The sequence below is a fragment of the Pulveribacter suum genome, from assembly GCF_003013695.1.
GTDB lineage: Bacteria > Pseudomonadota > Gammaproteobacteria > Burkholderiales > Burkholderiaceae_C > Melaminivora > Melaminivora suum.
In genome coordinates this window covers 3,303,163-3,328,704 of record NZ_CP027792.1, presented here as the reverse complement: position 1 = coordinate 3,328,704, position 25,542 = coordinate 3,303,163, and the positions used below count along the sequence as shown (strand labels likewise).

Here is a 25,542-nt window from a genome sequence, read left to right as displayed (position 1 = left end):
GGGTTTGATCCAGGCTGAATTCCTGCTTGAAAACCGTTTTACGAGAAGGTTTTTTGATGCAGGCCAAGGTCTGCCGGCTTCAGCGCGTGGCGGCGCCCTGGCTGCCCAGCTGGCGCACGCGCAGCGCCGCCTCCACGCGCAGGCTCTCTTCAGGGGTAAAAAGCTGCGTCCGCAGCTGCGCCAGCTCGGCGGCATGGGCCTGGCGCGCCTGCGCGGCGGCATAGCTGGCCAGGCGCGACTGCCAGTGCGCTTCTTGCGTATCCAGCGCGGCCAGGCGCTCGCTGGCGGCCTGGCCGTACAGCGTGGCGCGCTGCTGCTGGCGCGTGAGCGGATCCACCCCCTGCGCATCGAAGGCGGCGGTCTGCGCAGCCACATCTTCGTGCTGCACGGCGGCGCTGCGCAGCGCGCGCTCGTGCGGGGGCAGCTGCTGCTCGACGGCTGCCAGGGCGGCGGCGCGCTGGGGCTCGCTCAGGTGCGGATCGCGCAGGATTTCGGTGCGCGCCAGCATGGCGCGGTCTGCGGCTTCGTCGGCGCCGAACAGCGCCTGGTATTCGTCGGCGCCGAAATGCGTCTGCCGCAACCGCTGGCGCGCATCCAGCGCCAGGCGCAGCGCATAGGGGTCGCCTGGGTCGGCGGGCGCGGCCAACTCGCCCAGCGCCACCCGGTAGTCCACATAGCGCGCCACCAGCGCCAGCGCCTGCGCGGCTTCTTCCGGCGGGAAGTGCTGCACCACCAGCGCCGCCAGCTGGGCCTTGAGCGCGGCCGGGTCGGCAGCGGGGCCGGCGTCGAGCAGCCAGGCTTCCAGCCGGTCGCGCAGGTTGCCGCTGGTGCGCCAGGCGGCGGGCAGCTCTGCGCCGGCCGGCTGCGCGGGCGCCGCCACCGGCTCGCCCGGCGCTTCGGGCGCATCGGCGGAGAACGGCAGCCGCGCCTGGCGGGCGGGGCGCTCGGCCAGTTGCGCCCGCTCCGCCATCGGCGCGGGCTGCAGCCACCACGCCGCGGCGGCCACCACAGCCGCCACCGCGGCGCCGGCCAGCACCAGCGCGGCGGGCTTCACAGCCCTTGCTGCCGTAGGCGGTTGGCGTGCTGGCGGAACAGGGTGACCGGGTCGGCCGCGAACCAGTTGCGCAGGCCCAGCATCTGGTTGACCTCGTCCAGGTGGTTCTGCCCGTAGGTGCCCAGCGTCTTGCCCAGGCGCGAGGAGCACACCGACACCAGGCCGTCGTTGGCCTCGCCGAAGACCAGGCTCAGGATGCCCAGTGGGCCGTCGGACACGTCCAGCGGGTTGGTGACGGGCTGGTTGCCCGTCCACGAGTAGTAGCGCACGCCACCCACCAGATCGGGGCCGTCGCCGCAGCCGGCGGGCACGCCCTGCGGAAAGCGCCGGTTGAAGTCGAGCGAGCCGGCGGTAGTCAGCGAATTGAGCGCCGCCACCGGGGTCTGCGGCAGCCCGGTGCCGCCCGAGCCCAGGTTGATCAGCGCGACAAAGGCCTTGATGGCGCCGCTGGCCACCGCCTCGCCCACCGAGCCCGGCGGCAGCGTGCCGCGCAACGCGTCGGCGACGCGCGAGCCCTTGTTCACCCCCGCCACCGAGGTGACCGAAGCCACCAGCGCCGGCGCCACCCCGGCTACGTAGCGTGCGGTGGGGCCGCCGTGCGAATGGCCGATCAGATTGACCTTGGCGGCGCCCGTGAGCGCCAGGATGTTTTTCACCTGCGCCAGCAGCTGCTCGCCGCGCACCTCGGTGCTCTCGGCGGCCGAGACCTGCGCCACGAACACACGCGCGCCATCGCGCGAGAGTGCGGAAGGAATGCCGTAGAAGTAATCCACGCCGAACAGCTGGTCAAAGCCGAACAGCCCATGCACCAGCACGATGGGGTGGCGCGTCTGCGTGTAGCCCTGCGCTGCGTGCGCAGCGCCGCCGGCCAGGCACAGGCAGGCCAGCAACAGGCCGCCCAGGCGGCGCAGCTGCATGAGATATTTCGCGGTCATGGGATACCTCCGAAGGGTGGTGGCCGCGTGCGCAGCCCGTGGTTGGAAGCGGAGCGAACGATCGTGCTTTTTCTGTCCGATGGATTCTTGGGCTGTGGCCGGTGCGTGCCATCGGCACAAACCCCATCGGTGCCAACCCGCGCAGCGCGAGGCGTGGACCGGGGCGCCGGCGCCGTGCCTTGCGCAGCGGCGCGCGCCGCACGCGCAGGGTGTGCCAACCCTCCCTAGAATTTGCCGCCATGCACAGCGACCGCGCCCTTCCCGCCCTGGACAAACTCGACCGCGCCATCCTGCGCCGCCTGCAGGACAACGGCCGCGAGACCTATGACGTCATCGGCGAGCAGGTGGGCCTGTCGCCCAGCGCCGTGCTGCGCCGCGCCAAGCGGCTGGAGGAGTGCGGCGTCATCGACCGCTACGTGGCCCTGGTGCGCCCCGAGAGCGTGGGGCTGGGCCTGACGGCCTATATCAACGTGCGGCTGGAAAAGCTGACCGAAAGCCACAAGCGCAATCCGATGGACCTGTTTCGCGCCAGCGTGCAGACCTGGCCCGAGGTGGTGGAGTGCGATGCGCTAACCGGCGAGATGGACTATTTGCTGCGCGTGGTGGTGGCCGACATGGCGCACTACAGCCGCTTCATCATGGACACGCTGCTCAAGCACCCCAGCGTGGAAGACTGCAAGACCAGCTTCGTGCTGGACCGCGTGAAAGCCACCACGGCCGTGCCGGTGTGATGCGGCGCGCTCGGGCGCTCATTTTTCGATAGCTTCCGGCGCTTGACTGGCAAGGGCTGGAGGTCGTTTTGGCTTTAAAGCAATCGGATGGCCCCACGATTTTGTTGCATTGCAGCAAATGGTCGGCAAATTCCTAGGGAAAACCCTAGAATGGCTGCACCATGCCCGCCCCCGAGTCTCTGCTTCACGCCTTTTTGCCCGCCGGCACGGCTCCGCTGCGCCCGCACCGGCATTCCCCCCGAGGATCTGCCATGAACTCCGTGATGGTGCCCATCCGCGCGCTCGGCCCCCAGCACCGTGCGCGCGTCGCCGCCCACCTGCTGGCGCTGCCCGAGCGCGACCGTTACCTGCGCTTTGGCTACCCGGCCACCGACGCGCAGGTCGAGCGCTACGTGGAGCTGCTGAACTTCGAGCGCGACGAGGTGCTGGGCATCTTCAACCGCAAGCTCGAGCTCATCGCCCTGGCCCACGTGGCCTTCAGCGCCTCGCAGGAGTACAGCCGCTGCGCCGAGTTCGGCGTGTCCGTCTCGGGCAGCGCACGCGGGCGGGGCTTTGGCGCGCGGCTGTTCGACCGCGCCATCCTGCTGGCGCGCCACCGCGGGGTGAGCATGATGTTCATCCATGCGCTGACCGAGAACACGGCGATGCTGAAGATCGCCCGCAACGCTGGCGCCACCGTGCAGCGCGACGGCCCCGAATCCGAGGCCTGGCTGGAGCTGCCGCCGGCCGGCTTCGACACCCGCGTGTCCAAACTGATGGCCGAGCACTTCGGCGAGGTGGACTACCAGCTGAAGAAGCAGGCGCACCAGTTCTGGCGCCTGCTGGCGGACGTGCAGGAGATCCGCCGCGGCGTGCGCGAAGGCCGCCACCAGGCGGGCGAATAGGCGCGTTGGCGGTGCGCGCCGGGGACCAGGGGGCGATCCGCTATCCTTGGCGCTCGTCCACCACCTCCCGCACCTGGCCACCGTGTCCGACCCGCACCCTGCGCGCCCCATTGAAGGCAACGAGGACAAGCGCTCCTTCCTGCAGCGCCTCATCGAGTTCATCCGCCCCGGCCCCGACTCCACCGACGAGCTGATCGCCACCCTGGCCGAAGCCGAGGACAACGAAGTCATCAACGCCGACGCCCGCGTGATGCTCGAACGCGTGCTGCGCATGAACGAGATGACCGCCGCCGACGTGCTGGTGGCTCCGGCGCGCATGGACATGCTGGACATCGACGAGTCCATCGACGCGCTGATGCACCAGGTCATCCAGACGGCGCACTCGCGCTTTCCCGTCTATCAGGGCTCGCGCGACAACATCATCGGCATCCTGCTGGCCAAGGACCTGCTCAAGCGCTGGCGCTCGCCCAGCCTGAGCATCCGCGCGCTGGTGCGCCCGGCGCTGTTCGTGCCCGAGAGCAAGGGCCTGCACGAGCTGGTGCGCGAGTTCCGCGGCACGCGCAACCACCTGGCCATCGTCATCGACGAGTTCGGCCGCACCGCCGGGCTGGTCACCTTCGAGGACGTGATCGAGCAGATCGTCGGCGAGATCGAGGACGAGTTCGACATCCACGAGGACGAGGGTGACATCTTCGCCCTGGCCGACGGCACCTGGCGCGTGAGTGGCCACACCCCTCTGGCGCGCGTGGCCGAGGCCTTCGACACCCAGCTGGCCGCCAGCGATCCCGAGGAAGAGTTCGACACCATCGGCGGCCTGATCGCCCACGAGCTGGGCCGCGTGCCGCGCAAGGGCGAATCCGTGCAGCTGGGCGGCCTGCTCTTTGCCGTGCTGCACACCAAGGGCGCGGCCGTGCGCTGGTTCCGCGTGGTGCCCGCAGACGGCGAATCCGCCAGCGACGAGGGCTGATGCCGACCCGGCCTGTGTCGCGCGGGTTGTCGCGCGGGCCGCTGCCCTGGCTGCTGGCAGCCGCCGGCGGGCTGGCGCAGGCGGCATCGCTGGCGCTGCCCGGCAGCGGCCGGCCGCTGTGGTGGCTGCAAATCCTGTCTCTGGCGCTGCTGGCGCGCGTGCTGCTGGCCGCGCCGCGCACGCCCCGCGGCGGCTGGCGCGCTGCCGGCCTGGGCTGGCTGTTTGCCACCAGCTGGCTGGCCGGCACCTTCTGGTGGCTGTTCATCTCGATGCACACCTACGGCGGCCTGGCCGCGCCGCTGGCCGCCCTGGCGGTGCTGGCTCTGGCGGCCTTCCTGGGCAGCTACTACGCGGCGGCTTGCGGGTGTTTTTGGGCTCTGGCGCCCGTCCGGCGTGCGCCAGCAGCTATCCTTTTTGCAGCGCTGTGGCTGCTCGCCGAGCTAGCGCGTGGCCAGTGGTGGACAGGCTTTCCGTGGGGCGCCGGCGGCTACGCGCATGGGGGCGGCCCGCTGGCCGTGCTGGCGCGCAGCGTGGGCGTCTATGGCATCGGCTTTGCCGCCGCCGTGCTGGCCATGGCGCTGGCGCAAGGGCGCCTGGCCGACCTGCGCCGGGCCCGCTGCTGGGCCGGCGCGGCCCTGGTGCTGCTGGCCTGGGCCGGCCTGGCCTGGCAGCGCGAGGCGGCCGTCAGCGATGTGCAGCGGGATGCCGGCGCGCCCCTGTCGCTGGCCCTGCTGCAGGGCAACATTGCGCAGGACGAGAAATTCCAGTCCGGCAGCGGCGTGCCCCAGGCCCTGGCCTGGTATGGCGAGCAGCTGCGCACAGCCAGCGCCCAGCTGGTAGTGGCGCCCGAGACGGCGATTCCCCTGCTGCCCGGCCAGCTCATGCCCGGGTATCTGCAGGGCATTGCCCGGCGCTACGGCAGCGGCGATCAGGCGCTGCTGCTGGGCATCCCCCTGGGCAGCCTGGAAAAGGGCTACACCAACTCCGTCATGGGCTTCGCCCCGGGCTTGGGCGCGCCGTACCGCTACGACAAGCACCACCTGGTGCCCTTTGGCGAGTTCATCCCGCCGCTGTTCAAGTGGTTTACCGAGCTGATGAACATCCCTTTGGGCGACTTTGCCCGAGGCGCCGTGGGCCAGCCCTCGCTGGCCTTCGCCGGCCAGCGTCTGGCGCCCAACATCTGTTACGAAGATTTGTTCGGCGAAGAGCTGGCGGTGCGCTTTCGCGACCCTGCCCAGGCTCCTACCATTTTGGTCAACGTCAGCAACATCGGCTGGTTCGGCGACAGCGTGGCGATTGACCAGCACCTGGCCATCAGCCGCATGCGCGCGCTGGAGTTCGAGCGCCCCATGGTGCGCGCCACCAACACCGGCGCCACCGCCGTCATTGACCACCGCGGCGCCACCATCGCCCTGCTGGCGCCGCACACCCGCGGCGTGCTGCTCGCGCAGGTGCAGGGCCGCGCCGGCGCGGCCACGCCCTATGCCTGGTGGGCCGGGCACCTGGGGCTGGCGCCGCTGTGGCTGCTTGGGCTGGCCGTGGCGCTGCTGGCCTGGGGGCGGCGCGCGCGGCGCACGTAAACCCGAGCTGCTTGACCTTGAACGGCGGTCAAGCGGCCCCGAACTTGGATAATGGGCGCTTTTGCGGGCATGCGCCCTTTTCCACCCGCCTGCAGGGCGGCCAAGCTCCTGCGGCTTTTTTGCAGGCACGCAAGAGCACATCAACCTCACAACAATGGCTGAATCCTTCTCGTACGAACAGTTGATCGCCTCTGGCGAGGGCCGGCTGTTCTCGTCGGACAGCGGGCGCCTGCCCCTGCCGCCCATGCTGATGTTCGACCGCATCACCCACATCGACAGCGACGGCGGTGCGCACGGCCTGGGCCGGGTCGTGGCCGAGCTGGACGTGAAGCCCGACCTGTGGTTTTTTGCCTGCCACTTCCAGGGCGACCCGGTCATGCCCGGTTGCCTGGGGCTGGACGCCATGTGGCAGCTCATCGGCTTTTACCTGACCTGGCTGCGCCTGCCCGGGCGCGGACGTGCCCTGGGGGCGGGCGAGGTCAAGTTCACCGGCGAAGTCGGCCCCGACGTGAAGCGGGTGACCTACGAGATCGACATCAAGCGCGTGATCAAGCGCAAGCTGAACATGGCCATCGGCGACGCCCGCCTGCTGGCCGACGGCAAGGAAATCTACGTGGCCCACGACCTGCGCGTGGGCCTGTTCCTGCGGGAAGACAACGGCGGCGGCCAGGGGGCGGCGACGACATGAGCAAGAATCGGGTGGTGATCACGGGCGCGGGCATCGTCTCGTGCATCGGCAACGACTTAGGCGCGGTGGAGGCCTCGCTGCGCGAGGGTCGCTCGGGCATCCGCGCCGTACCGAAGTTCACCGAACTGGGCCTGCGCAGCCAGGTGGCCGGCGTGCCCGAGATCGACATCGAGTCGCGCATCGACCGCAAGCAGCTGCGCTTCATGGGCGACGCGGCGGCATACGCGCAGATCGCGCTGGAAGATGCCATTGCCCAGGCAGGCCTGACGCCCGAGCAGATCAGCCACCCGCGCACCGGCCTCATCATGGGCTCGGGTGGCGGCTCCCCGGCCCACCAGATCGAAGCGGCCGACACGCTGCGCGAGAAGGGCATCCGCCGCGTTGGGCCGTACCAGGTCACGCGCTGCATGGGCTCGACCGTGTCGGCCAACCTGGCGACCAACTTCAAGGTCAAGGGCATCAACTACTCCATCACCTCGGCCTGCTCCACGTCGGCGCACTGCATCGGCGCAGCGGCGCAGCAGATCGCCTGGGGTGCCCAGGACGTGATGTTCGCGGGCGGCGGCGAAGAGCTGTCCTGGGGCCTGGCGATGCTGTTTGACGGCATGGGGGCGATGTCCAGCAAATACAACGACCAGCCCGAGCGGGCGTCGCGCCCCTATGACGCCACCCGCGATGGTTTCGTCATCGCCGGCGGCGGCGGCGCGGTGGTGCTGGAGAGCCTGGAGCACGCGCAGGCGAGAGGTGCCACCATCCTGGCGGAGATTGTCGGCTTCGGCATCTCGTCGGACGGCGAGGACATGGTCGCCCCTTCCGGCAAAGGGGCCGTGGCGGCGATGCAGCAGGCGATCGAAGGCCTGGAGGGCCCCATCGACTACGTCAACACCCACGGCACGTCCACCCCGGTGGGCGACATGCAGGAAGTGCGTGCCATGCGCGAGGTGTTTGGCGACCAGGCGCCACCGTTTTCCTCGACCAAGTCGCTCACCGGTCATTCGCAGGGCGCCACCGGCGTGCAGGAGGCGATCTACTGCCTGATCATGCTGCAAAAGGGCTTCATCGCCGGTTCGGTGAACGTGGAGACGCCTGACCCGGAGCTGGGCGATATGCCGCTGGTGACGAAGACACGTGACGCGCAATTGACGCAGGTGCTGAGCAACAGCTTCGGCTTTGGCGGGACGAATGCGAGTTTGGTGCTGCGCCGCTGGGATGTTGCCTGAGGCTTCGTTCCTCTCTTGCCTTTGCGCTTGAAAAGCCGCTTCCGCAAGAAGCGGCTTTTTTCATGCCCGGCATCCATGCATTTTTTATAACGCATCCAGCGGACTCAAAATGGCGCGTCAGCCCTTGTTCAGCACGTGCGTGTAAATCATGGTCGTGCTGACGTCGGCATGGCCCAGCAATTACTGCACCGTGCGATTGTCATAACCTGCTTGCAGCAAATGCGTGGCAAACGAATGGCGCAGCAAATGCGGTGAAACCGGTTTGTCGATCTGCGCCATTTTCGACGCTTCACGCACTGTGCGCTGCACCGATTCGGGATAAACATGGTGACGCTGCTCCAGCAGCTCGCTTGTGCGCGCATCCGGGCGCGGGTCCATGGAGCACGCTGGAGACGGAAACACCCACTGCCAGGCCCAAGCTTTGTCGGCATTCGGATATTTCACTGCTAGGGCATGAGGCAGGTGTACCCGGCCCAACCCGGCGGCCAAGTCTTTCTGATGCAGTGCTTGTGCCTTGTGCAGTTGTGCCTGCAGTGGCTCGATCAAGTTTTCTGGCAATACCGTTACCCGGTCTTTGCCGCCCTTGCCCTCCCGGATCACGACCTCGCGCCGTGTGAACTCCACATCCTTCACGCGCAGGCGCAGCGCCTCCATCAATCGCATGCCTGTGCCGTAGAGCAGACGGGCAATCAAACCCATCGTCCCATTATCCATGTTCATCAGCAGCGCGCGCACCTCGCTGGTCGTCAGTACGACCGAGAGCCGCTGCGGCCGTTTCGCTTGCACCACCTCGTCGAGCCAGGGAAGATCGATCGCCAAAACCTGCTTGTAGAGATACAGGGTCGCCGCCTTGGCCTGGTTCTGTGTCGATGCCGATACCTGTCGATCTACGGCAAGATGGCTCAAAAACGCCTCCACCTCGGGCGCGCCCATTTCTTGCGGATGGCGCTTGTTGTGATACAAGATGAAACGTCGCGCCCAGTCCAGGTATGCCTGCTCAGTGCGAATGACGTAGTGACGCGTACGCAGGTGAGTAAGCATACGGTCCAGAAGCTTAGGCGCCTGGGCGGATGAACCCGAGGTTTCGGACGATGTGGCAGTGTCGGCAACCATCCGCAAATTTTTAGGTTTGCCTAAATGGTTGGCAAGACCGTGTTTACGAGGAGGACTGCGGGTCGAGTCCGTTGTTATCGTTCGCCAAAACGAACCTTGAGGTTCGTCTAATTCTAGTTAGCCCGCTCAGAAATCGCGTTATTCAAGCCCATGCTTTATTCACCGGTATTCATTCACCTTCTCAAGCGTTAATCGGCTGGGTGTTTTGCTGCGTGACGGGCTTCGCCCTTGGGTGCTGCGCCAGTTTCGGGCCTTTTTGGCCTCTAGCGCTTGCGCAGTAAGCGCCACCAGCTATCGTTTTGCAAGCATTGCGCCGCCTTCGTGGCGCAATGCTTTTTCGCGGTTTGCACCCGTCGTCAAGTTGGGGGTCCCCTTTTTGGCTTCTGTGTCTAACTCTGCGCTCAAGCGGACCCGCATTCTGCGGGCCGCTTACCTTGTCCGTTAGGCACTATGAACTTCTCAGACATTCTCGGCATCATTGGAATTGTTCTCGCGGTGATCAGTCTCGTGTATGCCGTCTATCAAACGCGCGAGAAGAAGAAACTCGAAGAGTACGTTCGCTCGCAAGCCTGGTACATCTATTCGAAGGCTAATAACGTAACAGGCATCGCACAGGCCGGTCTCGGCGCATACAAGCAGGCGCACGCTCAGAATTTGAACACGCAAGTCTTAGAGCTCATGGCCAAGACCGACGCTTTTGGGCAAGACCTGTTCAGAGAGACAATTCGCCAAATCCAACTGGCCGAGCCCGATTTCACGCACAACCAAATCGATATATGGGTCTTAGACGGAAAACTGGACAAAGACCACGCCGCTCTCTTCAAAGCACTCTGCGTCTCGAGCAGCACACCTAACAGTTCGTCCAAGCGGACGCCTCACGGCGCCGCTTAACTCCGAAGTTAGTCCCGTCAAATAATCGCTTTATTCAGGCCATGCTTTTCAAAACGGCATTTCCCTTCTCAAGCGTTATTCAGCGCTGGGTTTGCTGTTTCTCCGGGCTTCGCCTGGAGGCGCTGCGCTGGTTTTCAGTCTTTTTGGCCTCTAGCGCTTGTGCAGCAAGCGCCATTAGCTATCATTTTACAAGCGTTGCGCCGCCTCCGTGGCGTAGTGCTTTTTCGCAGTTCGCGCCCGTCGTCAATTTGGGGCTTCCCGTTTTGGCTTCTGGGTCTAACCGGGCAGTCAAGCCGACCCGCCTTCGGCGGGCGGCTTACTTTCGGCGTTAGGCCCTTCTGCGAAATGTATCCCAGCTTGCTAGTCCAACATGTCTACGCCCCGACTCCTTCCTGAGCAAGATGCACAGCATTTGGAGCGACTTCTTCGCTTGCTAAAGCCTTCGACGGAAGACCCGACTTATTTGGTACTCAAGTCGCATCTTCTCGCTGAGGAGGTTCTCTATCGGTTTATCGAGAAGCAATCCTTTCGAAGCGAGGCGCTCAGCGACGCTCGCCTCGGCTTTGCTCAGCTATTAGCGCTATGTCGCGCCTTTCATCGATATAGCAAAGAAGACTGGTGGGGTTGGTCAGGTCTCAAAAAGCTAAATACGTTGCGCAACTTACTCGCGCACAACTTTGAACCAAAAGACCTTAAAGAAAAGATAGTTGAATTTTCAGTTTTTGTCGCAGTAGAGATTGGAGTTACCAAAGACGGCTCAGAAATCGGACAGGAGTATGAAAAGCTCGCAACTAGCGGCACGCACCCATTTGTTCTTGCCCTCGTCGCGCTACATGTGTCCACCTACACAACTTTGGGTTTCAGTCCAAACGAACGGTGGTCAGCTCTCCAGAGTGATGCATAGAAGCCCAAAGCCCAACGATCAATAGCGTGTAGAGCACCAATGAAGCGAAACACAACTGCAATGGATCCAGCGCCTAACTGTGCGCTCAAGCCGACCCGCCTTCGGCGGGCGGCTTACCTTGTTCGTTAGTCCCATTCCGAAAATCGTATGCTGAAAACGTTTGACTCCTTTCGTAGCCACTGCCGTTCTTTGAAGGGCAAAGTTCTCTATACAGGAACAAGAAGTAAGCCATTTCATGTTGAAGTAGAAGGCAACACGGTTTATTTCACTCCAGAATCATCGGGCAAGCGGCGCACGGCAAATAGTGAAAAAACTGAGCGTGTACTGGCATTGCTGGCAGAAACTAACGAATGGACACCTGGAACATATCAGGCCATTAGCTATCACGCCTCATATATTCTTGCAGTTGCCAAAACCGCGCGTGTCTAACACTTCGTCGCAGTCGACCGCTTACGGCGGCGGCTGAACTCAACCGTTAGCCTACTCAGTAATCGCTTTATTTAGCCCATGCTTTTTTTACCCGCATTCACTTTTGCAAGCGTTTATCCGCTGGGTGTTTTGCTGCGTGCTGGGCTTCGCCTTGGGGCACTGCGCCAGTTTCAAGCCTTTTTGGCCTCTAGCGCTTGCACAGCTTGCGCTAGCAGCTATCATTTTGCAAGCCCTGTGCCGCTTCCGTGGCGCAGTGCTTTTTTGCGGGTTGCGCACGTCGTCAAGCTGGGGTTTCCCGTTTTGGCTTCTGGGTCTAACTCTGCGCTCAAGCGGACCCGCATTCTGCGGGCCGCTTACCTTGGCCGTTAGTCCCATCACCCGCTTTATGCACGCAGCCACTTGTTCCAGGACTCGGCCCTGCTCCAAAGGTTTTCAAGCCTTTTCAGCCTCTAGCGCTTGTGTAGCAAGCGCCACTAGCTATCATTCTTGCAGCGCTGCGCCGCTTTCGTGGCCCAGCGCCTTCTCGTGGGCTGCACCCTTCTTCAGGTCCGGGCTCGTCCTTTTGGCCTTCGGGTCTAACCCTGCGTTCAAGCCGACCCGCCTACAGCGGGCGGCTTACCTTGGCCGTTAGCCTATTCAACAAGAACTTCTATGCTCGAATTGCGGCGAAATATAGGTAGTCTAAGTAAGCTAGCAGCGATCAGCTTGGGAAGCATCATCATGGTTTTAATTGATGTACTTCTCGCAAAAATTTTTCCAACAGTTTTTCTACTTTCAATATTTGCATCGGTATTTATCGGCGCTTTTTTGGTCGGCACATTCTCTAGAAGTCATAGCTTGCTGCTAGGGCTAGGCATTGGTCTTATCAACATCGTTGTCGCCATAGCCCTCTATTTCTGTATATCCCCACCAGTGCCTATCTCCGCCTCAGTGTTTCCCCCAGCCCTAGTTAGCATCTTTTCCGGCCTCGCGGGTGGCGCAGCAGGCACACGCATGAAAGCTTGGTTTGCTATCACACTCTCGGTCTAACCCTGCGCTCAAGCCGACCCGCATTCTGCGGTCGGCTTACCTCACCCGTTAGTCCCATCACCCGCTTTATGCACGCAGCCACTTGTTCCAGCACTCGGCCCTGCTCCAAAGGTTTTCAAGCCTTTTCAGCCTCTAGCGCTTGTGTAGCAAGCGCCACTAGCTATCATTCTTGCAGCGCTGCGCCGCTTTCGTGGCCCAGCGCCTTCTCGTGGGCTGCACCCTTCTTCAGGTCCGGGCTCGTCCTTTTGGCCTTCGGGTCTAACCCTGCGTTCAAGCCGACCCGCCTACAGCGGGCGGCTTACCTTGGCCGTTAGGTCTTTATGGCGCTTCTAGCAGAGTCTTTGGTCGATGAGTGGCTGAACCGAAAGGGGTTCTTTACAGTCCGCGGCATAAAACACGGCGTTGGGGAGATTGATCTACTCGGAGTGAGGCCGACTGGCAATTCGTTAGAGGCGTGGCATGTGGAGGTACAGGCGAGCTTCCGCCCAATTGGATACATCGCTCCGCTAACAAACGAATCGCTTGATGGTTTCGCAAAGTCTAAAACAAGCATGAAAGCTCGCTCGCAGGAGCATCTCGCTCCAGCCGTAGCAGCTTGGGTGAAGAAGAAATTCACTTCACCAGCCAAGCAAGCCGCACGCGAGATGGCTTGGCCGGGGCAGATGTGGAAGCACGTTTTAGTTCATGCTGTTGTGCGAGAGCCCGAAGAACTTGCGCTCATCCGAAGTCATGGTGTTGAGATAGTGCCGCTGCACAGGGTCCTCGCTGAGCTTGGGCACGGAGAGGCCGCCGGCATTCGGGGCAGCGCTGGCACCGACCTGTCCGAAGTCATTGAATACTTCTACAAACATTCTAGTAGCAGATCATTCAGTGAAACGTAAGCCTTTAATCATGCGGATGGCTACGCCGCCGCTTATTTAGCACGTTAGGCGACACACACATGCTTCAGTACCTGGTCGGGGTCGGACTTGCAGTTTTTGGATTCGCGCTGCTCGTTGAGACTCATGGAATACTCGGCGTTGCGTGCCTCATATTTGCCTTTGGTGTCATAAATAGTGTTCGGCAGGACGCTTGGATGTCGTTCGGCGTAGGGGATTCCGATCAATCTGACGGTGGCGGTGGAGACTAGACATGTCGCCTAACAATTTATTCAAGCCGACGCCGCTTCGCAGCGCGGCTTGCCTTACTTCAGGCAGTGGGCCGGTTGTGTAGAAGCATTGCATATGGAGATTTCGGCGTACATTCGTAACCATGCGAGCGAACACGACGTACGCGTTTGCACGGCGGGCAACGTGCAGCAATTCGAGGTGGCAGCTAAGCCCAACGCACACGGTAGTTTACTGAACGGCGGCAAGCTTCTTATCGCAGCGCTCGCAATCTGCTACTGCAACGACCTATACCGCGAGGGAGCCCGCATCGGCATTGAAGTAAACGGCTGCGAAGTGGTTGCCGCAGCGCGATTCAATGGCATCGGGCTCGGCTCGGAGTCGGTCGTCTATCATGCCCGAGTCGAGTCGTCGGCAACGCCAGAGCAAATTGATCACCTGCTGGCGGAAACCGACCGTCTGGCGGAGGTACACAACACGCTCAGGTCGGGCTGTAGCGTGCAGAGGATGGCGTGGGATGAGCCCGCTGCCTGACAATTGCTCCAAGCGGACGCCACTTCGTGATGCGGCTTGACCCAGGTGTTGACCGTCGCAATACCGCCCCACCGCTTTGCCGAAACCGAATAGGCTTGCCTCGGCCGCGGGCGTCTTCCACTTTCACCATCGCCAGATCGATCATTCCTAGGAAACAAGATGGCAACGGCAAAGAATCAGGTGCCCGTTCAGAAACTCGTACGCTTGACGGCAAAACCGGGGCGGCAGGCGGAATTGAGAACCGCGCTTCAGGTTCTTGAATCCGCTACGTGCGCAGAGCCGGGCTGCATTGAGTTCACTCTTCTTCAGTCAATCTCTGACGACGAACAATTTGTTCTTCTGGAGCATTTCGTCGACGACGAAGCATTCAAACTGAATATGCAGCTCCCGCACACCCAGGCCTTCTTCAACGCGCAGCTAGTGGCATCGGTACATGCGACCGACGTCACTGGGTTGGTTTGTCCGTAGGCATTTTCACAATGCCAACTTTCCGTGCCGGTGAGAGGTCCGATCGGCCAAGCCGTTCCGGTTTTCCTCGGTAAAGCATCACAATGTATTTGAGCTATCTATGAGCGAATTATTGAATTTCGGGAAAGAGATTCTTGCGAAGCAACCATTCAGCGTATTGCTCGGTGCCGAGCTGACCATATTAGATCGTGGTAATGCCGAGTTGGTGATGAAAATCGACAATCACCACAGGCAGCAACATGGCTTCGTCCATGGTGGCGTTGTCAGTTACTTGGCGGATAACTGCTTGACCTATGCCGGGGGCTCGGTCCTAGGCGATTGCGTTACTTCCGAATATAAAATCAACTACGTGCGCCCTGCCCTTGGTGCCAAGTTGACAGCACGGGCTTCCGTGGTCTCGTCAGGTAAGCGCCAAGCTGTGTGCCAGTGCCAAATCTTTTGCCATGAAGGGGGCGAAGAGAAGTTGGTCGCTGTTGCGCTTGGGACTATTGCCAAAGTCGACTTGCCAACCTGACCAGGCACTGACCGTGCTCGCTCTTTTCTGTTCTGAGGCTTCGACGCGGCCCTACGCTTCCCCTGTTGCCGTTTCGACCGTTGCGGACTGTCGTGGTCGCTGAGTACCGCCAGCGGTGCGTCGTTGGCTATTAGATTGGAAACGCTCAGGGTTTTTCACTGTTCGCCGGTAGCGTGGGCTGTGCACCCGTTGCCCGACCAGGCCGCAAGCTCTCGGCTCCTGCTCTCGCACGGCAGCCAATCAGCTTGGCGCGGTGCCACGCCCACCACCACCCACATGCAGCAAACATCACATGAACCAGGACGACATCAAGGCACTCTTTGACCAGCAGGCCGCCAGCTATGACACGCAATGGGCCAAGACGCAGCCCATCCGCGAGTGCCTGCACCTGCTGCTGGATGCGGCCTTTGCCGAGCTGCCGGCCGATGCACGCATCCTGTGCGTCGGCGTGGGCACGGGGGCCGAGCTCGCGCACTTGGCGCGCCAGCATCCGGGCTGGCGCTTCACGGCGGTCGAGCCGTCCGGCGCCATGCTGCAGGTCTGCCGCGATCTGGCGGAGCAGCAGGGCTTTGCGCAGCGCTGCGTATTGCACGAGGGCTATCTGGACACCCTGGCGCCCGCCACGGCGGCGGCAGGGCAGGGCGACAGCTTCGACGCCGCCACCTGCTTTCTGGTGTCGCAGTTCATGGTCGATCCTGCCGTGCGCTCGGGCTTCTTTCGCCAGATCGGCCAGCGGCTGCGGCCCGGCGGCATCCTGGCCAGCACCGATCTGGCGTCCGACGTGCGTTCGCCCGAATACGAGGTGCTGCTGCGCGCCTGGATGCACATGATGGTGGCGGCAGACGTGTCGCCCGAGGCGATGGAGCGGATGCGCAAGGCTTATGCCACCGACGTGGCGGTGCTGCCGCCCGGCCAGGTGGCGGGCATCATCCAGGCGGGCGGATTCGACACGCCGGTGCCGTTTTTTCAGGCAGGGCTGATCCGTGGGTGGCTGTCCCGCTGGAGCGGTGGTCCGGCGGACTGATGCGTCGTGGCGGCGCCCGGCAGGCACCGTGACGGGCGGGCGGCCCTGCTGCCGGTCCAGGCGGATGCGCGGCAGGGCGGGCAGGGCGGCAACGCACCAGGCCTGACCGCAGCGCCTTCGACCCGGCTGGCGGATGGGTGGCTGCCGGCGCGTCCGACGTCCGTGCGCCGGCAGCACCACAATCGGCGCGTTTCCCCTTCCATCTTCCGCAGGAGGCTCCGTCCATGTCTGTCCGTGCCCTGGCGCTGTGGTGCGCCGCGTTCTCCACCGTGCCGGCAGTGGCGCAGACCGCCGCGTCCCAGCCTGCTGCCGGCGCCAGTCCTGCCACCCGGGCGGCCCAGCCGGCGCCCGCCAACTGCCCGGCCCTGCTGCAGCACACCTTCCCCCGCCTGCAGGACGAAAGCCCGCAGTCCCTGTGCCAATACGCCGGCAAGGTGCTGCTGGTGGTCAACACCGCCAGCTACTGCGGCTTCACCTACCAGTACGAGGGGCTGGAGGCGCTCTACAAAAAGTACAAGGACCGCGGCCTGGTGGTGCTGGGCTTTCCGTCCAACGACTTTTTGCAGGAAAAAAGCGACAACAAGGACATCGCGGATTTTTGCTACAACACCTACGGCGTGGCCTTTCCGATGTTCGCGCGCACGGCGGTGCGCGGCTCGGACGTCAATCCCCTCTACCGGCAACTGGCGCAGGCCACCGGCCAGAAGCCGAGCTGGAACTTCAACAAGTATTTGATCGACCGCACGGGCCGCTCGGTCACGCACTACGGCAGCAAGGTCGAGCCCCAGGACAGGGCGTTTGTGCAGCAGCTGGAGGCGCTGCTGGCGCAGCACTGATCGGATGCTCCGTGCGGCGCACCTTGGGGCAGATGCCTGGCGCTGCCCGAGCAGGCAGGGCCCCTCACCGCACCAAGAAGACGCAGGCGCTGCGGATCAGACCTTGAGCGAGCGCTCGATGTCGGTCAGCTTGTAGCGCGCCAGCGCCAGGTTGCCCTTGGCGCGGTCCAGCACCAGGTACAGGAACAGGCCATCGGCATTGGGCACCAGGCGGATCAGGTGGTACTGGTCGGCCAGCGTGATCAGGATGTCTTCGATGCCCTTGCGGATGCCCAGGGTCTCCATGGTCTTGAGCTTGGCGCGAACGACCTGCGTGTTGCCGGCAGCGGCCAGGTCCAGGTTCATGCCGCCGCCTGCCTGTGCCAGGCACATGCCGCTGCGGTAGTCCACCAGCGCGGCTGCCAGTGCGCCGTCGATGGTCATGGCGGCATCCATCGAGGACTTCAAGTTTGTGGTCATGTCGGTTTCCGTTTTCTGTTCGTGATCAAGATAGTCGGTGACGCGCTTCAGCTTGCCGAGCTGCTCCATCAGCACGAACCACAGCGTCTTGGGGTCGCTGTCAGGCAACTGGTATTTGTGAATGTCCGGGCGCGGGTGCTGGGCCATGTGCCTGGAGATCTCCATGTCCTCCATCACGGCATTGGGCAGCACCAGGAGCCAGATCGCCGCAGCCGTGCGCAGGGCGTCATGCGCCAGCAGGGCCGGCAGCATGGACAAAACGCCGGGGCCGACCAGCACGGCCACCGCATCAGGGCCGCTGGCCAAGGCAGGCAGGTCGGCAGCCCTGGCCGGACGGTACCAGCTGATCTGCGGCGAGCCGCCCACCCGTCCCAGCGGCATGTTCTCCCAGGCACCGTAGGTGCCGGCGCCGCTGACGCCCAACTGCGCAAGCGCGTAGGCGCCCATGCGCGATGTCAGGTCGAGGACCGCTACGGCAGGAACGCGCATGTCAAAAGCCTCCAGGCGGCACCGCTTCGTGCGGCAACACCGACGGACATGCTGCGCCTGCCCTGCGGCTGGGCCGTTTCGGGCGGGCACCTGGGTGTGCCTGGTCATTCAGTAGCGGTAGCACGGCGTGCAACTCCTGTTCGAGCCTCCCTTGGATTCGCGGAGTTCCTTGGATGGCCAGCCGGATACGGAAGGCCATCAATGCAATTCGGGTGGATCAGTAGCGATTTGTTTCACCCGCTTCGCGCGCAATGTATCGGGGCTGCGGCTCACAAGCGGCGCCTGATCCGGGAAAACCCTTTACTTCGACTGGCTTCTTCGACAAATCCACGCACACAGCCCGGGAAACTGCGTGCTATCGCCGCCATCGCCCTGGGCCGAAGCGCTTCTAGAATGCAGCTCCAGCGCCACAGCGCTCATGGGACTGGAGCGCCACGACCTGGCGCTCCAGTCCTGTCCTTGTCCCGAAACGACCGCGCGACACAATCGCGCGCCAGGAGACCGCGGATGACCACGCACACAGCCCCCCTGCGGCTGCATGTGCCCGAGCCCACTGGGCGACCGGGTTGCAGCACCGACTTTTCCTACCTCTCCACCTCGCCGGCCGGCGCGGTGCGCAGGCCCCCCACCGACACCCCCGCCGCCGACACGGCCGACCTGGCGACCAGCTTGGTGCGCGTGCTGGACGACGAGGGCCGCGCCGTCGGCCCGTGGGCGCCCAGCGTTCACCCCGAGCGCCTGCGCCGCGGCCTGCGCGCCATGATGAAGACGCGCATCTTCGACGCCCGCATGCTGATGGCGCAGCGCAAGAAGAAGCTGTCGTTCTACATGCAGTGCCTGGGCGAGGAGGCGGTGGCCGTGGCGCATGCGCAGGCGCTGGCCGAGGGCGACATGTGCTTTCCCACCTACCGCCAGCAGGGCCTGCTGCTGTCACGCGACGACGTGCCCATGAGCGAACTGATCTGTCAGCTCATGAGCAACGAGGGCGACCCGCTCAAGGGCCGGCAGCTGCCCGTCATGTACTCGTACAAGCGCGCGGGCTTCTTCTCCATCTCGGGCAACCTGGCCACGCAGGTCATCCAGGCGGTGGGCTGGGCCATGGCCTCGGCCATCAAGGGCGATACGAAGATTGCGTCGGCCTGGATCGGCGACGGCGCCACCGCCGCGGCCGACTTCCACACCGCGCTCACCTTCGCCCATGTGTACCGCGCGCCGGTCATCATCAACGTGGTCAACAACCAGTGGGCGATTTCCACCTTCCAGTCGATTGCCGGCGGCGAGGGCACCACGTTCGCGCAGCGCGGCGTGGGCGTGGGCATTGCCTCGCTGCGCGTGGATGGCAACGACTTTCTGGCCGTGTACGCGGCGTCCCGCTGGGCAGCCGAGCGCGCCCGCACGAACCACGGCCCGACGCTGATCGAGTGGGAGACCTACCGCGCCGGCCCGCACTCCACGTCGGACGACCCGAGCAAGTACCGGCCGGCCGATGACTGGCAGCGCTTCCCGCTGGGTGACCCGATCGCGCGCCTGAAACAGCACCTGATCGCCATCGGCGAATGGACGGAAGAGCAGCACGCCGCCGCGCACAAGGAGCTGGAAGCCGAGGTGCTGGCCGCCGAGCGCGAGGCCGAGCGCCACGGCACCCTGCTGGAGGGCCGCGCCGCCAGCGCCGCGACCATCTTTGAGGGGGTCTATCACGAGATGCCGGAGCACCTGCGCCGGCAGCGCCAGCAGATGGGGGTTTGACCATGGCCACGACAGAAGACACCGCAAGGGCCATCCAGCAGGCCGAGCCCATCACCGCGCAGCAGCAAAAGCGCGATGAGCAGCGCGCCGAGGCGCAGGCGCCCGACGCTGCCCGCGTGCCCATGACCATGATCCAGTCGCTGCGCTCGGCCATGGACGTGATGATGGAGCGCGACGACAACGTCATCGTCTATGGCCAGGACGTGGGCTACTTCGGCGGCGTGTTCCGCGTCACCGAAGGCCTGCAGGCCAAGTACGGCAAGACGCGCTGCTTCGACGCGCCGATCTCCGAGGGCGGCATCGTCGGCACGGCCATCGGCATGGCGGCCTATGGGCTCAAACCCGTGGTCGAGATCCAGTTTGCCGACTACTTCTACCCGGCCACCGACCAGATCGTGTCAGAGGCGGCGCGCATGCGGCACCGCTCCAACGGCGACTTCACCTCGGCCATGACGATTCGCATGCCCTGCGGCGGCGGCATCTACGGCGGGCAGACGCACAGCCAGAGCCCCGAGGCGTTCTTCACCCACGTCTGCGGCCTGCGCACGGTGATGCCCAGCAACCCGTACGACGCCAAGGGCCTCTTGATTGCCTCCATCGAGTGCGAAGACCCGGTCATCTTCCTGGAGCCCAAGCGCCTCTATAACGGCCCGTTCGACGGCCACCACGACCGGCCGGTGGTGCCCTGGTCGAAGCACGCGCTGGGCATGGTGCCCGAGGGCTACTACCGCGTGCCACTGGACAGGGCCGTGGTCTTCCGCCCCGGCAAGGAGGTGACGGTGCTGACCTACGGCACCATGGTCTGGGTGGCCGAGTGCGCCGCGCGCGAGGCCGGTGTGGACGCCGAGGTCATCGACCTGCGCTCCATCTGGCCGCTGGACCTGGACACAGTAGTCAATTCGGTCAAGAAGACCGGCCGCTGCGTCGTGGTGCACGAGGCCACGCGCACCAGCGGCTTTGGCGCCGAGCTGGTGGCGCTGGTGCAGGAGGAGTGCTTCTGGCACCTGGAGGCGCCCATCGAGCGCGTCACGGGCTGGGACACGCCCTACCCGCACGCCCAGGAATGGGACTACTTCCCCGGCCCCGCCCGCGTGGGCGCGGCCTTGAAACGCGCTGTCGGCAAGGAGGCATGACATGGGTATTTACGTGATCCGCATGCCCGACATCGGCGAGGGCATTGCCGAGGTGGAGCTGGTGGCCTGGCACGTGCAGCCGGGCGACGTGGTGGCCGAGGACCAGCCGATCGCCGACGTGATGACCGACAAGGCGACGGTGGAGATCCCGGCGCACGTGCCGGGCAAGGTGCTGGCCCTGGGCGGCGCCGTGGGCCAGGTGCTGGCCGTGGGCGCCGAGCTGGTGCGGCTGGAGGTCGAGGGCGAAGGGAATTTGAAGGAAAATTCGGCCTCAGCGCTTGCCAGTCAAGCGCCAGCAGCTATCAATTCAGTAGCAAATGCGCCCGCTGCGGCAGCGCCGGCCCCAGCGCCTGCTGCCGCTCCGGCGCCCGCGCCCGCCGCGCCGCGCGAGGCGCCGGCGCCGGCGGCTGGCGGTGCGCGCGGCGCCGCACGCACCGCGCCTGCCGCCGTGGCGCGCAGCGCTGGCGAGCGCCCGCTGGCCTCGCCCGCGGTGCGCCGCGCCGCGCAGGAGCGGGGCATCGACCTGCGCTACGTGCACGGCAGCGGCCCGGCCGGCCGCATCTCGCACGAAGACCTGGATGCTTGGGCCGCCAGCGCCGGCCAGCCCGCCGCCCAGGGCCGCTCGCAGTACGTGGAGCGCCACGGCGAGGAGCAGATCCCCGTCATCGGCCTGCGCCGCAAGATCGCGCAGAAGATGCAGGAGGCCAAGCGCCGCATCCCGCATTTCAGCTACGTCGAGGAGATCGACGTGACCGAGCTGGAGGCCCTGCGCCAGCGGCTGAACCAGCTGCACGGCGCCACGCGCGGCAAGCTCACGCTGCTGCCCTTCCTGGCGCGTGCCATGGTGCTGGCCCTGCGCGACTTTCCGCAGATCAACGCCCGCTACGACGACGACGCGGGCGTGGTCACGCGCTACGAGGCGGTGCACCTGGGCGTGGCGACGCAGACCGACGGCGGCCTGATGGTGCCCGTGCTGCGCCACGCCGAAAGCCTGGACCTGTGGCAGAGCGCTGCGTCAATAGCCCGCGTGGCCGAAGGGGCGCGCACCGGCAAGGCCGCGCGCGACGAGCTCTCGGGCTCGACCATCACGTTGACCAGCCTCGGGGCGCTCGGCGGCATCGCCAGCACGCCGGTCATCAACCACCCGGAGGTCGCCATCGTCGGCGTCAACCGGATGGTGGAGCGGCCGATGTTCCAGGGCGGCCACGTGGTTGCGCGCCAGCTGATGAACCTGTCCTCGTCGTTCGACCACCGCGTGGTCGACGGCATGGACGCGGCGCGCTTCATCCAGGCCATGCGTGCGCTGCTGGAAACCCCGGCGCTGCTGTTCGTCGAGTGAATGACATGAAACACCCCCTGAGTCGCCTGCGGCGCCTTCCCCCTCAAGGGGAACGACGCCAGTGGCCGGGCAAAGCCCGCTCCACGGCGTCCGCTGGCTTGGCCTGCTCCGCGGCCATCGGCTCCTTTGCGGTTTACGGTCTGCGGGCGGCGCACAGCGCGATAGAGCAATTGATATGAAAGAACTCTCAACGAAGCTGCTGGTCATCGGTGGCGGCCCTGGCGGCTACGTGGCCGCCATCCGCGCCGGGCAGCTCGGCATTCCCACGGTGCTGGTGGAGGGCGAACGCCTGGGCGGCACGTGTCTCACCATCGGCTGCATCCCGTCCAAGGCGCTGATCCACGCGGCCGAGGTGTTCGAGCAGGCGCGCCAGCACGCGACCGGCTCGCCCCTGGGCATCCGCGCGGGCGAGCCGACGCTGGACCTGGCGCAGACCGTGCGCTGGAAGGACGGCATCGTGCAGCGCCTCACGGGCGGCGTCGGCGGCCTGCTGCGCAAGGCCGGCGTGCAGGTGCTGCAGGGCTGGGCGCAGATCGAGGACGGCAAGACCGTCACCGTGCGCGGCGCAGATGGGCAGGCCGCGCAGCGCGTGCGCTGCGAGCACTTGCTGCTGGCCACCGGCTCCGAACCCGTCGCGCTGCCCAGCATGCCGTTCGGCGGGGCCATCTGGTCGTCCACCGACGCCCTGTCGCCCGACGTGCTGCCGCGCCGCCTGGTGGTGGTGGGCGCGGGCTACATCGGGCTGGAGCTGGGCATCGCCTACCGCAAGCTGGGCGTGGAGGTGACGGTGGTCGAGGCCGCGCAGCGCGTGCTGCCCAGCTACGACGAGGAGCTGACGCAGCCGGTGCTTGAATCGCTGAAGAAAAGCGGCGTGGTGCTGCACCTGGGCTGCAGCGTGCTGGGCTGGGACGAGCAGCACGGCGTGCACGTGCGAAACGCCCGCGCCGACGAGTTCGCCCTGCCGGCCGACCGCGTGCTGGTGGCGGTGGGCCGCCGCCCGCGCACCACAGGCTTCGGGCTGGAATCGCTGCAGCTGGACATGACCGGGCGCCACGTGGTCATCGACGCGCACTGCCGCACGTCCATGCGCGGCGTATGGGCGATTGGCGACGTGACCGGCGAGCCCATGCTGGCGCACCGCGCCATGGCCCAGGGCGAGTGCGTGGCCGAGCAGATCGCGGGGCACAACCGCCGCTTCGAGCCCATGGCCATTCCCGCAGTGTGCTTCACCGACCCCGAAGTCGTGGTCGTCGGCAAGACCCCCGCCGAGGCGCGCGCCGCCGGGCTGGAGTGCATCGACGCCGCATTTCCCTTCGCCGCCAACGGCCGTGCCATGACGCTGGAGGCCACCGGCGGCTTCGTGCGCGTGGTGGCGCGCAAGGACAACCACCTGATCCTGGGCTGGCAGGCCGTGGGCCGCGGCGTGGCCGAGCTGGCGGCGGCCTTTGGCCAGTCCATCGAGATGGGCGCGCGGCTGGAGGACGTGGCCCACACCATCCACGCCCACCCGACGCTGGGCGAGGCGGTGCAGGAGGCCGCGCTGCGCGCGTTGGGGCAGGCGCTGCATATTTGAGCGGCAGCATCAGCCATCGGGCCTTTGATTGGGGTCAGATTCCAATTTGCAGCGAAATTGGAATCTGACCCCCAATTTTCAATTTCTTGCTGGTTTCGCCGTGGAAGTACAATGTCTATACATTGTTTAAACAACTGGGGCTAGCCATGAGCAACGCGCAAGCCATCGTCGGCATCAAGAAATGGGGCAACAACCTGGGCGTGCGCCTGCCCGGCAACGTGGCCCGTGCCGCGCAGCTGCAGGCCGAGCAAATGGTGCGCGTGACGGTGAACGACGAGGGCATCACCATCACCCCTTTACCCAACGCCGCCCCCACGCTCGCGCAGCGCCTGGCGCAGTTCGACCCCGCGCGCCACGGCGCAGAAGCCATGGCAGTCGAGCCCGTGGGCGCTGAAAAATGGTGACCTCCAAGGCGGCCAAGCCTGCCGCGCGCCGCCAGCAACCCTGGATGCCTGAGCGGCAGGACATCATCTGGATCAATTGCACTCCGCAGGCCGGGCGCGAGATGCGCGATCTGCATCCCCTCCTGGTGCTCTCGCCCCGTGTCTTCAACGACCGCACTTCGCTCGTCATCGGCCTGCCCATGACCACCGCCGAATACAACGCCGACAACCCCTTCGCCGTCGCGGTGGGGCAGGCAGGCGGCCGGAAAGTGGGCAAAGTCAGCTATGTCCTGTGCCACCAGCCCAAGTCCTTCGACTGGCGCGCGCGCCAGGCGGCGGCGCATCCCTTGAAGCGGCTGGCCGACGGCCTGTTTGCCGAGTGCTGCGCGCGGCTCAACCAGATCGTGGAGCTGGGGCGGTGACGCTGTCGCCGCGCGCTTGAGCTTTGGGCGGCAGCTCTGCAGCTGCCAGGCAAGAGGGAAAACGCCAGCGCCTAAAATGGTCGGTTCGCGCACGCCCAGCCGTGCGCCCTCTCCATCGACTCCCCCGCCATGCTGACCTTCCAACAGATCATCCTGAAACTGCAGTCCTACTGGGCCGAACAGGGCTGCGCGCTCCTGCAGCCCTACGACATGGAAGTGGGAGCCGGCACCTCGCACACCGCCACCTTCCTGCGCTCCATCGGTCCCGAGCCCTGGCGCGCCGCCTATGTGCAGCCCAGCCGCCGGCCCAAGGACGGGCGCTACGGCGACAACCCCAACCGCCTGCAGCACTACTACCAGTACCAGGTGGTCTTGAAGCCCGCGCCGGCCAACATCCTGGAGCTGTATTTGGGCAGCCTGCAAACGCTCGGCTTCGACCTGAAAAAGAACGACATCCGCTTCGTCGAGGACGACTGGGAGAACCCCACGCTGGGCGCCTGGGGCCTGGGGTGGGAGGTGTGGCTCAACGGCATGGAGGTCACGCAGTTCACCTACTTCCAGCAGGTCGGCGGCATCGACTGCAAGCCCGCCACGGGCGAGATCACCTACGGCCTGGAGCGCCTGGCCATGTACCTGCAGGGCGTGGACAACGTCTACAACCTGACTTGGACGGAAAGCCCCGACGGCACCAAGCTGACCTACGGCGACGTCTATCACCAAAACGAGGTGGAGCAGTCCACCTACAACTTCGAGCATTCCGACGCCGACTTCCTGTTCACGGCGTTTGCCGCACACGAAAAGCAGGCCCAGCACCTGGTGGCCGAGCAGCTGGCCCTGCCGGCCTACGAGCAGGTGCTGAAAGCCGCCCACACCTTCAACCTGCTGGACGCCCGCGGCGCCATCTCGGTGACCGAGCGGGCCGCCTATATCGGCCGCATCCGCAACCTGGCCCGCGCCGTGGCCAAGAGCTACCTGGACAGCCGCGCCCGCCTGGGCTTTCCCATGGCCCCGCGCGCGCATGCCGACGAGGTGCTGGCCGAACTCGCCCGCCAGGCCGAGCAGCAGCAAAAGAAGGCCGCCTGACGCCTGCC

General features: G+C 65.1%; 34 protein-coding genes. 29 read left to right on the top strand and 5 right to left on the bottom strand.

Going from position 1 to position 25,542, the window contains the following annotated elements; translation table 11 throughout:
• Positions 1-79: 79 nt before the first annotated feature.
• Together C7H73_RS15310 and C7H73_RS15305 are read right to left on the bottom strand one after the other, a co-directional pair.
• On the bottom strand, positions 80-1,054 hold the full coding sequence (locus C7H73_RS15310) for a lipase secretion chaperone (RefSeq protein WP_227001369.1): 975 nt from the start codon (positions 1,052-1,054) through the stop codon (positions 80-82).
• A complete protein-coding gene (locus tag C7H73_RS15305; RefSeq protein ID WP_106847446.1) occupies positions 1,051-1,989 on the bottom strand; it encodes a lipase family alpha/beta hydrolase in 939 nt (312 codons plus the stop codon). The genes C7H73_RS15310 and C7H73_RS15305 overlap by 4 nt, the downstream gene beginning before the upstream one ends.
• Positions 1,990-2,228: 239 nt before the next feature.
• Here C7H73_RS15305 and C7H73_RS15300 point away from each other — a divergent pair, with 239 nt between their 5' ends.
• The 6 genes from C7H73_RS15300 (at position 2,229) to fabB (ending at position 8,059) form a co-directional block, all read left to right on the top strand.
• Positions 2,229-2,720 carry an Lrp/AsnC family transcriptional regulator gene (locus C7H73_RS15300; protein ID WP_106847445.1) on the top strand — a complete coding sequence of 164 codons (492 nt, stop codon included), beginning with the start codon at positions 2,229-2,231 and terminating at the stop codon, positions 2,718-2,720.
• 251 nt (positions 2,721-2,971) lie between these two features.
• A complete protein-coding gene (locus C7H73_RS15295; protein WP_227001368.1) occupies positions 2,972-3,604 on the top strand; it encodes a GNAT family N-acetyltransferase in 633 nt (210 codons plus the stop codon).
• Between the two features lie 82 nt (positions 3,605-3,686).
• Positions 3,687-4,571: an HlyC/CorC family transporter gene (locus C7H73_RS15290; RefSeq protein WP_106847714.1), complete on the top strand. Its 885-nt coding sequence runs from the start codon at positions 3,687-3,689 to the stop codon at positions 4,569-4,571.
• Positions 4,571-6,151 (top strand): apolipoprotein N-acyltransferase, encoded by a 1,581-nt coding sequence (gene lnt, locus C7H73_RS15285; protein ID WP_106847443.1) that lies wholly within the window; start codon positions 4,571-4,573, stop codon positions 6,149-6,151. The genes C7H73_RS15290 and lnt overlap by 1 nt, the downstream gene beginning before the upstream one ends.
• Before the next feature lie 154 nt (positions 6,152-6,305).
• On the top strand, positions 6,306-6,839 hold the full coding sequence (gene fabA / locus C7H73_RS15280) for a bifunctional 3-hydroxydecanoyl-ACP dehydratase/trans-2-decenoyl-ACP isomerase (RefSeq protein ID WP_106847442.1): 534 nt from the start codon (positions 6,306-6,308) through the stop codon (positions 6,837-6,839).
• Positions 6,836-8,059: a beta-ketoacyl-ACP synthase I gene (gene fabB / locus C7H73_RS15275; protein ID WP_106847441.1), complete on the top strand. Its 1,224-nt coding sequence runs from the start codon at positions 6,836-6,838 to the stop codon at positions 8,057-8,059. The genes fabA and fabB overlap by 4 nt, the downstream gene beginning before the upstream one ends.
• 180 nt (positions 8,060-8,239) lie before the next feature.
• Here fabB and C7H73_RS15270 read toward each other — a convergent pair whose 3' ends face one another.
• Positions 8,240-9,172, bottom strand: coding sequence for an integron integrase (locus C7H73_RS15270; RefSeq protein ID WP_450088427.1), 933 nt, complete (start codon positions 9,170-9,172; stop codon positions 8,240-8,242).
• Positions 9,173-9,404: 232 nt separating this feature from the next.
• Between C7H73_RS15270 and C7H73_RS15265 the strand changes: the two genes are divergently transcribed.
• The 11 genes from C7H73_RS15265 (at position 9,405) to C7H73_RS15235 (ending at position 12,739) form a co-directional block, all read left to right on the top strand.
• Positions 9,405-9,617, top strand: coding sequence for a DUF1010 domain-containing protein (locus C7H73_RS15265; protein WP_227001367.1), 213 nt, complete (start codon positions 9,405-9,407; stop codon positions 9,615-9,617).
• A gap of 5 nt (positions 9,618-9,622) precedes the next feature.
• Positions 9,623-10,063, top strand: coding sequence for a hypothetical protein (locus tag C7H73_RS15260; RefSeq protein WP_106847439.1), 441 nt, complete (start codon positions 9,623-9,625; stop codon positions 10,061-10,063).
• 41 nt (positions 10,064-10,104) lie between these two features.
• Positions 10,105-10,395, top strand: coding sequence for a DUF1010 domain-containing protein (locus C7H73_RS15255; RefSeq protein ID WP_106847438.1), 291 nt, complete (start codon positions 10,105-10,107; stop codon positions 10,393-10,395).
• Positions 10,396-10,433: 38 nt separating this feature from the next.
• Positions 10,434-10,967, top strand: coding sequence for a hypothetical protein (locus tag C7H73_RS15600; RefSeq protein WP_157948364.1), 534 nt, complete (start codon positions 10,434-10,436; stop codon positions 10,965-10,967).
• A 39-nt stretch (positions 10,968-11,006) separates the two neighbouring features.
• Positions 11,007-11,096 (top strand): DUF1010 domain-containing protein, encoded by a 90-nt coding sequence (locus C7H73_RS15935; RefSeq protein ID WP_405124770.1) that lies wholly within the window; start codon positions 11,007-11,009, stop codon positions 11,094-11,096.
• 18 nt (positions 11,097-11,114) lie between these two features.
• Complete coding sequence (locus C7H73_RS15595; RefSeq protein WP_157948363.1) at positions 11,115-11,396, top strand: hypothetical protein; 282 nt, start codon at positions 11,115-11,117, stop codon at positions 11,394-11,396.
• A gap of 78 nt (positions 11,397-11,474) precedes the next feature.
• On the top strand, positions 11,475-11,765 hold the full coding sequence (locus C7H73_RS15250) for a DUF1010 domain-containing protein (protein WP_106847437.1): 291 nt from the start codon (positions 11,475-11,477) through the stop codon (positions 11,763-11,765).
• A 16-nt stretch (positions 11,766-11,781) separates the two neighbouring features.
• Positions 11,782-12,027 (top strand): DUF1010 domain-containing protein, encoded by a 246-nt coding sequence (locus C7H73_RS15245; RefSeq protein WP_106847713.1) that lies wholly within the window; start codon positions 11,782-11,784, stop codon positions 12,025-12,027.
• A 20-nt stretch (positions 12,028-12,047) separates the two neighbouring features.
• Positions 12,048-12,425, top strand: coding sequence for a TIGR04086 family membrane protein (locus C7H73_RS15930; RefSeq protein WP_106847436.1), 378 nt, complete (start codon positions 12,048-12,050; stop codon positions 12,423-12,425).
• Positions 12,403-12,477, top strand: a complete 75-nt coding sequence (locus tag C7H73_RS15925; RefSeq protein ID WP_405124796.1) for a DUF1010 domain-containing protein — start codon at positions 12,403-12,405, stop codon at positions 12,475-12,477. Before C7H73_RS15930 ends, C7H73_RS15925 begins: the two co-directional genes overlap by 23 nt.
• 16 nt (positions 12,478-12,493) lie before the next feature.
• Complete coding sequence (locus C7H73_RS15235; protein ID WP_106847435.1) at positions 12,494-12,739, top strand: DUF1010 domain-containing protein; 246 nt, start codon at positions 12,494-12,496, stop codon at positions 12,737-12,739.
• A 363-nt stretch (positions 12,740-13,102) separates the two neighbouring features.
• On the opposite strand, the gene C7H73_RS15590 is transcribed toward C7H73_RS15235, so the two are convergent.
• Positions 13,103-13,276, bottom strand: coding sequence for a hypothetical protein (locus C7H73_RS15590; protein WP_157948361.1), 174 nt, complete (start codon positions 13,274-13,276; stop codon positions 13,103-13,105).
• A 372-nt stretch (positions 13,277-13,648) separates the two neighbouring features.
• Here C7H73_RS15590 and C7H73_RS15230 point away from each other — a divergent pair, with 372 nt between their 5' ends.
• The 5 genes from C7H73_RS15230 (at position 13,649) to C7H73_RS15210 (ending at position 16,907) form a co-directional block, all read left to right on the top strand.
• The gene (locus C7H73_RS15230) at positions 13,649-14,065 is read left to right on the top strand and encodes an OsmC family protein (RefSeq protein WP_106847434.1); all 417 of its coding nucleotides are present in this window, start codon (positions 13,649-13,651) and stop codon (positions 14,063-14,065) included.
• A 159-nt stretch (positions 14,066-14,224) separates the two neighbouring features.
• Positions 14,225-14,533, top strand: a complete 309-nt coding sequence (locus tag C7H73_RS15225) for a putative quinol monooxygenase (protein ID WP_106847433.1) — start codon at positions 14,225-14,227, stop codon at positions 14,531-14,533.
• Positions 14,534-14,633: 100 nt separating this feature from the next.
• Positions 14,634-15,047: a PaaI family thioesterase gene (locus C7H73_RS15220; RefSeq protein ID WP_106847432.1), complete on the top strand. Its 414-nt coding sequence runs from the start codon at positions 14,634-14,636 to the stop codon at positions 15,045-15,047.
• A 292-nt stretch (positions 15,048-15,339) separates the two neighbouring features.
• Entirely contained in the window at positions 15,340-16,071 is a 732-nt protein-coding gene (locus tag C7H73_RS15215; RefSeq protein ID WP_106847431.1) for a class I SAM-dependent methyltransferase, read from the top strand.
• Between the two features lie 224 nt (positions 16,072-16,295).
• Positions 16,296-16,907, top strand: a complete 612-nt coding sequence (locus C7H73_RS15210) for a glutathione peroxidase (protein ID WP_106847430.1) — start codon at positions 16,296-16,298, stop codon at positions 16,905-16,907.
• 96 nt (positions 16,908-17,003) lie between these two features.
• Here C7H73_RS15210 and C7H73_RS15205 read toward each other — a convergent pair whose 3' ends face one another.
• Positions 17,004-17,366, bottom strand: a complete 363-nt coding sequence (locus C7H73_RS15205; protein WP_106847712.1) for a hypothetical protein — start codon at positions 17,364-17,366, stop codon at positions 17,004-17,006.
• A 996-nt stretch (positions 17,367-18,362) separates the two neighbouring features.
• On the opposite strand from C7H73_RS15205, the gene C7H73_RS15200 reads away from it, so the two are divergent.
• The 7 genes from C7H73_RS15200 to glyQ all read left to right on the top strand — a co-directional run bounded on the left by C7H73_RS15200 (position 18,363) and on the right by glyQ (position 25,534).
• The gene (locus C7H73_RS15200) at positions 18,363-19,601 is read left to right on the top strand and encodes a 3-methyl-2-oxobutanoate dehydrogenase (2-methylpropanoyl-transferring) subunit alpha (RefSeq protein WP_106847429.1); all 1,239 of its coding nucleotides are present in this window, start codon (positions 18,363-18,365) and stop codon (positions 19,599-19,601) included.
• A gap of 122 nt (positions 19,602-19,723) precedes the next feature.
• Positions 19,724-20,734 (top strand): alpha-ketoacid dehydrogenase subunit beta, encoded by a 1,011-nt coding sequence (locus tag C7H73_RS15195; protein ID WP_106847711.1) that lies wholly within the window; start codon positions 19,724-19,726, stop codon positions 20,732-20,734.
• 1 nt (position 20,735) lies between these two features.
• Positions 20,736-22,073: a dihydrolipoamide acetyltransferase family protein gene (locus tag C7H73_RS15190; protein ID WP_106847428.1), complete on the top strand. Its 1,338-nt coding sequence runs from the start codon at positions 20,736-20,738 to the stop codon at positions 22,071-22,073.
• 175 nt (positions 22,074-22,248) lie between these two features.
• Positions 22,249-23,646, top strand: coding sequence for a dihydrolipoyl dehydrogenase (lpdA, locus tag C7H73_RS15185; RefSeq protein ID WP_106847427.1), 1,398 nt, complete (start codon positions 22,249-22,251; stop codon positions 23,644-23,646).
• A gap of 146 nt (positions 23,647-23,792) precedes the next feature.
• Positions 23,793-24,050 (top strand): AbrB/MazE/SpoVT family DNA-binding domain-containing protein, encoded by a 258-nt coding sequence (locus tag C7H73_RS15180; protein ID WP_106847426.1) that lies wholly within the window; start codon positions 23,793-23,795, stop codon positions 24,048-24,050.
• Positions 24,044-24,451 (top strand): type II toxin-antitoxin system PemK/MazF family toxin, encoded by a 408-nt coding sequence (locus C7H73_RS15175; protein ID WP_106847425.1) that lies wholly within the window; start codon positions 24,044-24,046, stop codon positions 24,449-24,451. Before C7H73_RS15180 ends, C7H73_RS15175 begins: the two co-directional genes overlap by 7 nt.
• A gap of 129 nt (positions 24,452-24,580) precedes the next feature.
• Complete coding sequence (glyQ, locus tag C7H73_RS15170; RefSeq protein WP_106847424.1) at positions 24,581-25,534, top strand: glycine--tRNA ligase subunit alpha; 954 nt, start codon at positions 24,581-24,583, stop codon at positions 25,532-25,534.
• The last annotated feature ends 8 nt before the right edge of the window (positions 25,535-25,542 follow it).

What these genes read in the sequence shown, in the direction of transcription:
- C7H73_RS15590 (WP_157948361.1), bottom strand. Translation starts at nt 13,276, where the DNA reads ATGTTTGTAGAAGTATTCAATGACTTCGGACAGGTCGGTGCCAGCGCT.
- lnt (WP_106847443.1), top strand. Translation starts at nt 4,571, where the DNA reads ATGCCGACCCGGCCTGTGTCGCGCGGGTTGTCGCGCGGGCCGCTGCCC.
- C7H73_RS15220 (WP_106847432.1), top strand. Translation starts at nt 14,634, where the DNA reads ATGAGCGAATTATTGAATTTCGGGAAAGAGATTCTTGCGAAGCAACCA.
- C7H73_RS15600 (WP_157948364.1), top strand. Translation starts at nt 10,434, where the DNA reads ATGTCTACGCCCCGACTCCTTCCTGAGCAAGATGCACAGCATTTGGAG.
- fabA (WP_106847442.1), top strand. Translation starts at nt 6,306, where the DNA reads ATGGCTGAATCCTTCTCGTACGAACAGTTGATCGCCTCTGGCGAGGGC.
- C7H73_RS15300 (WP_106847445.1), top strand. Translation starts at nt 2,229, where the DNA reads ATGCACAGCGACCGCGCCCTTCCCGCCCTGGACAAACTCGACCGCGCC.
- C7H73_RS15215 (WP_106847431.1), top strand. Translation starts at nt 15,340, where the DNA reads ATGAACCAGGACGACATCAAGGCACTCTTTGACCAGCAGGCCGCCAGC.
- C7H73_RS15595 (WP_157948363.1), top strand. Translation starts at nt 11,115, where the DNA reads ATGCTGAAAACGTTTGACTCCTTTCGTAGCCACTGCCGTTCTTTGAAG.
- C7H73_RS15205 (WP_106847712.1), bottom strand. Translation starts at nt 17,366, where the DNA reads ATGACCACAAACTTGAAGTCCTCGATGGATGCCGCCATGACCATCGAC.
- C7H73_RS15230 (WP_106847434.1), top strand. Translation starts at nt 13,649, where the DNA reads ATGGAGATTTCGGCGTACATTCGTAACCATGCGAGCGAACACGACGTA.
- C7H73_RS15250 (WP_106847437.1), top strand. Translation starts at nt 11,475, where the DNA reads ATGCTTTTTTTACCCGCATTCACTTTTGCAAGCGTTTATCCGCTGGGT.
- C7H73_RS15270 (WP_450088427.1), bottom strand. Translation starts at nt 9,172, where the DNA reads ATGGTTGCCGACACTGCCACATCGTCCGAAACCTCGGGTTCATCCGCC.
- fabB (WP_106847441.1), top strand. Translation starts at nt 6,836, where the DNA reads ATGAGCAAGAATCGGGTGGTGATCACGGGCGCGGGCATCGTCTCGTGC.
- glyQ (WP_106847424.1), top strand. Translation starts at nt 24,581, where the DNA reads ATGCTGACCTTCCAACAGATCATCCTGAAACTGCAGTCCTACTGGGCC.
- C7H73_RS15180 (WP_106847426.1), top strand. Translation starts at nt 23,793, where the DNA reads ATGAGCAACGCGCAAGCCATCGTCGGCATCAAGAAATGGGGCAACAAC.
- C7H73_RS15195 (WP_106847711.1), top strand. Translation starts at nt 19,724, where the DNA reads ATGACCATGATCCAGTCGCTGCGCTCGGCCATGGACGTGATGATGGAG.
- C7H73_RS15175 (WP_106847425.1), top strand. Translation starts at nt 24,044, where the DNA reads ATGGTGACCTCCAAGGCGGCCAAGCCTGCCGCGCGCCGCCAGCAACCC.
- C7H73_RS15190 (WP_106847428.1), top strand. Translation starts at nt 20,736, where the DNA reads ATGGGTATTTACGTGATCCGCATGCCCGACATCGGCGAGGGCATTGCC.
- C7H73_RS15305 (WP_106847446.1), bottom strand. Translation starts at nt 1,989, where the DNA reads ATGACCGCGAAATATCTCATGCAGCTGCGCCGCCTGGGCGGCCTGTTG.
- C7H73_RS15245 (WP_106847713.1), top strand. Translation starts at nt 11,782, where the DNA reads ATGCACGCAGCCACTTGTTCCAGGACTCGGCCCTGCTCCAAAGGTTTT.
- C7H73_RS15255 (WP_106847438.1), top strand. Translation starts at nt 10,105, where the DNA reads ATGCTTTTCAAAACGGCATTTCCCTTCTCAAGCGTTATTCAGCGCTGG.
- C7H73_RS15200 (WP_106847429.1), top strand. Translation starts at nt 18,363, where the DNA reads ATGACCACGCACACAGCCCCCCTGCGGCTGCATGTGCCCGAGCCCACT.
- C7H73_RS15235 (WP_106847435.1), top strand. Translation starts at nt 12,494, where the DNA reads ATGCACGCAGCCACTTGTTCCAGCACTCGGCCCTGCTCCAAAGGTTTT.
- C7H73_RS15225 (WP_106847433.1), top strand. Translation starts at nt 14,225, where the DNA reads ATGGCAACGGCAAAGAATCAGGTGCCCGTTCAGAAACTCGTACGCTTG.
- C7H73_RS15260 (WP_106847439.1), top strand. Translation starts at nt 9,623, where the DNA reads ATGAACTTCTCAGACATTCTCGGCATCATTGGAATTGTTCTCGCGGTG.
- C7H73_RS15295 (WP_227001368.1), top strand. Translation starts at nt 2,972, where the DNA reads ATGAACTCCGTGATGGTGCCCATCCGCGCGCTCGGCCCCCAGCACCGT.
- C7H73_RS15935 (WP_405124770.1), top strand. Translation starts at nt 11,007, where the DNA reads ATGAAGCGAAACACAACTGCAATGGATCCAGCGCCTAACTGTGCGCTC.
- lpdA (WP_106847427.1), top strand. Translation starts at nt 22,249, where the DNA reads ATGAAAGAACTCTCAACGAAGCTGCTGGTCATCGGTGGCGGCCCTGGC.
- C7H73_RS15210 (WP_106847430.1), top strand. Translation starts at nt 16,296, where the DNA reads ATGTCTGTCCGTGCCCTGGCGCTGTGGTGCGCCGCGTTCTCCACCGTG.
- C7H73_RS15930 (WP_106847436.1), top strand. Translation starts at nt 12,048, where the DNA reads ATGCTCGAATTGCGGCGAAATATAGGTAGTCTAAGTAAGCTAGCAGCG.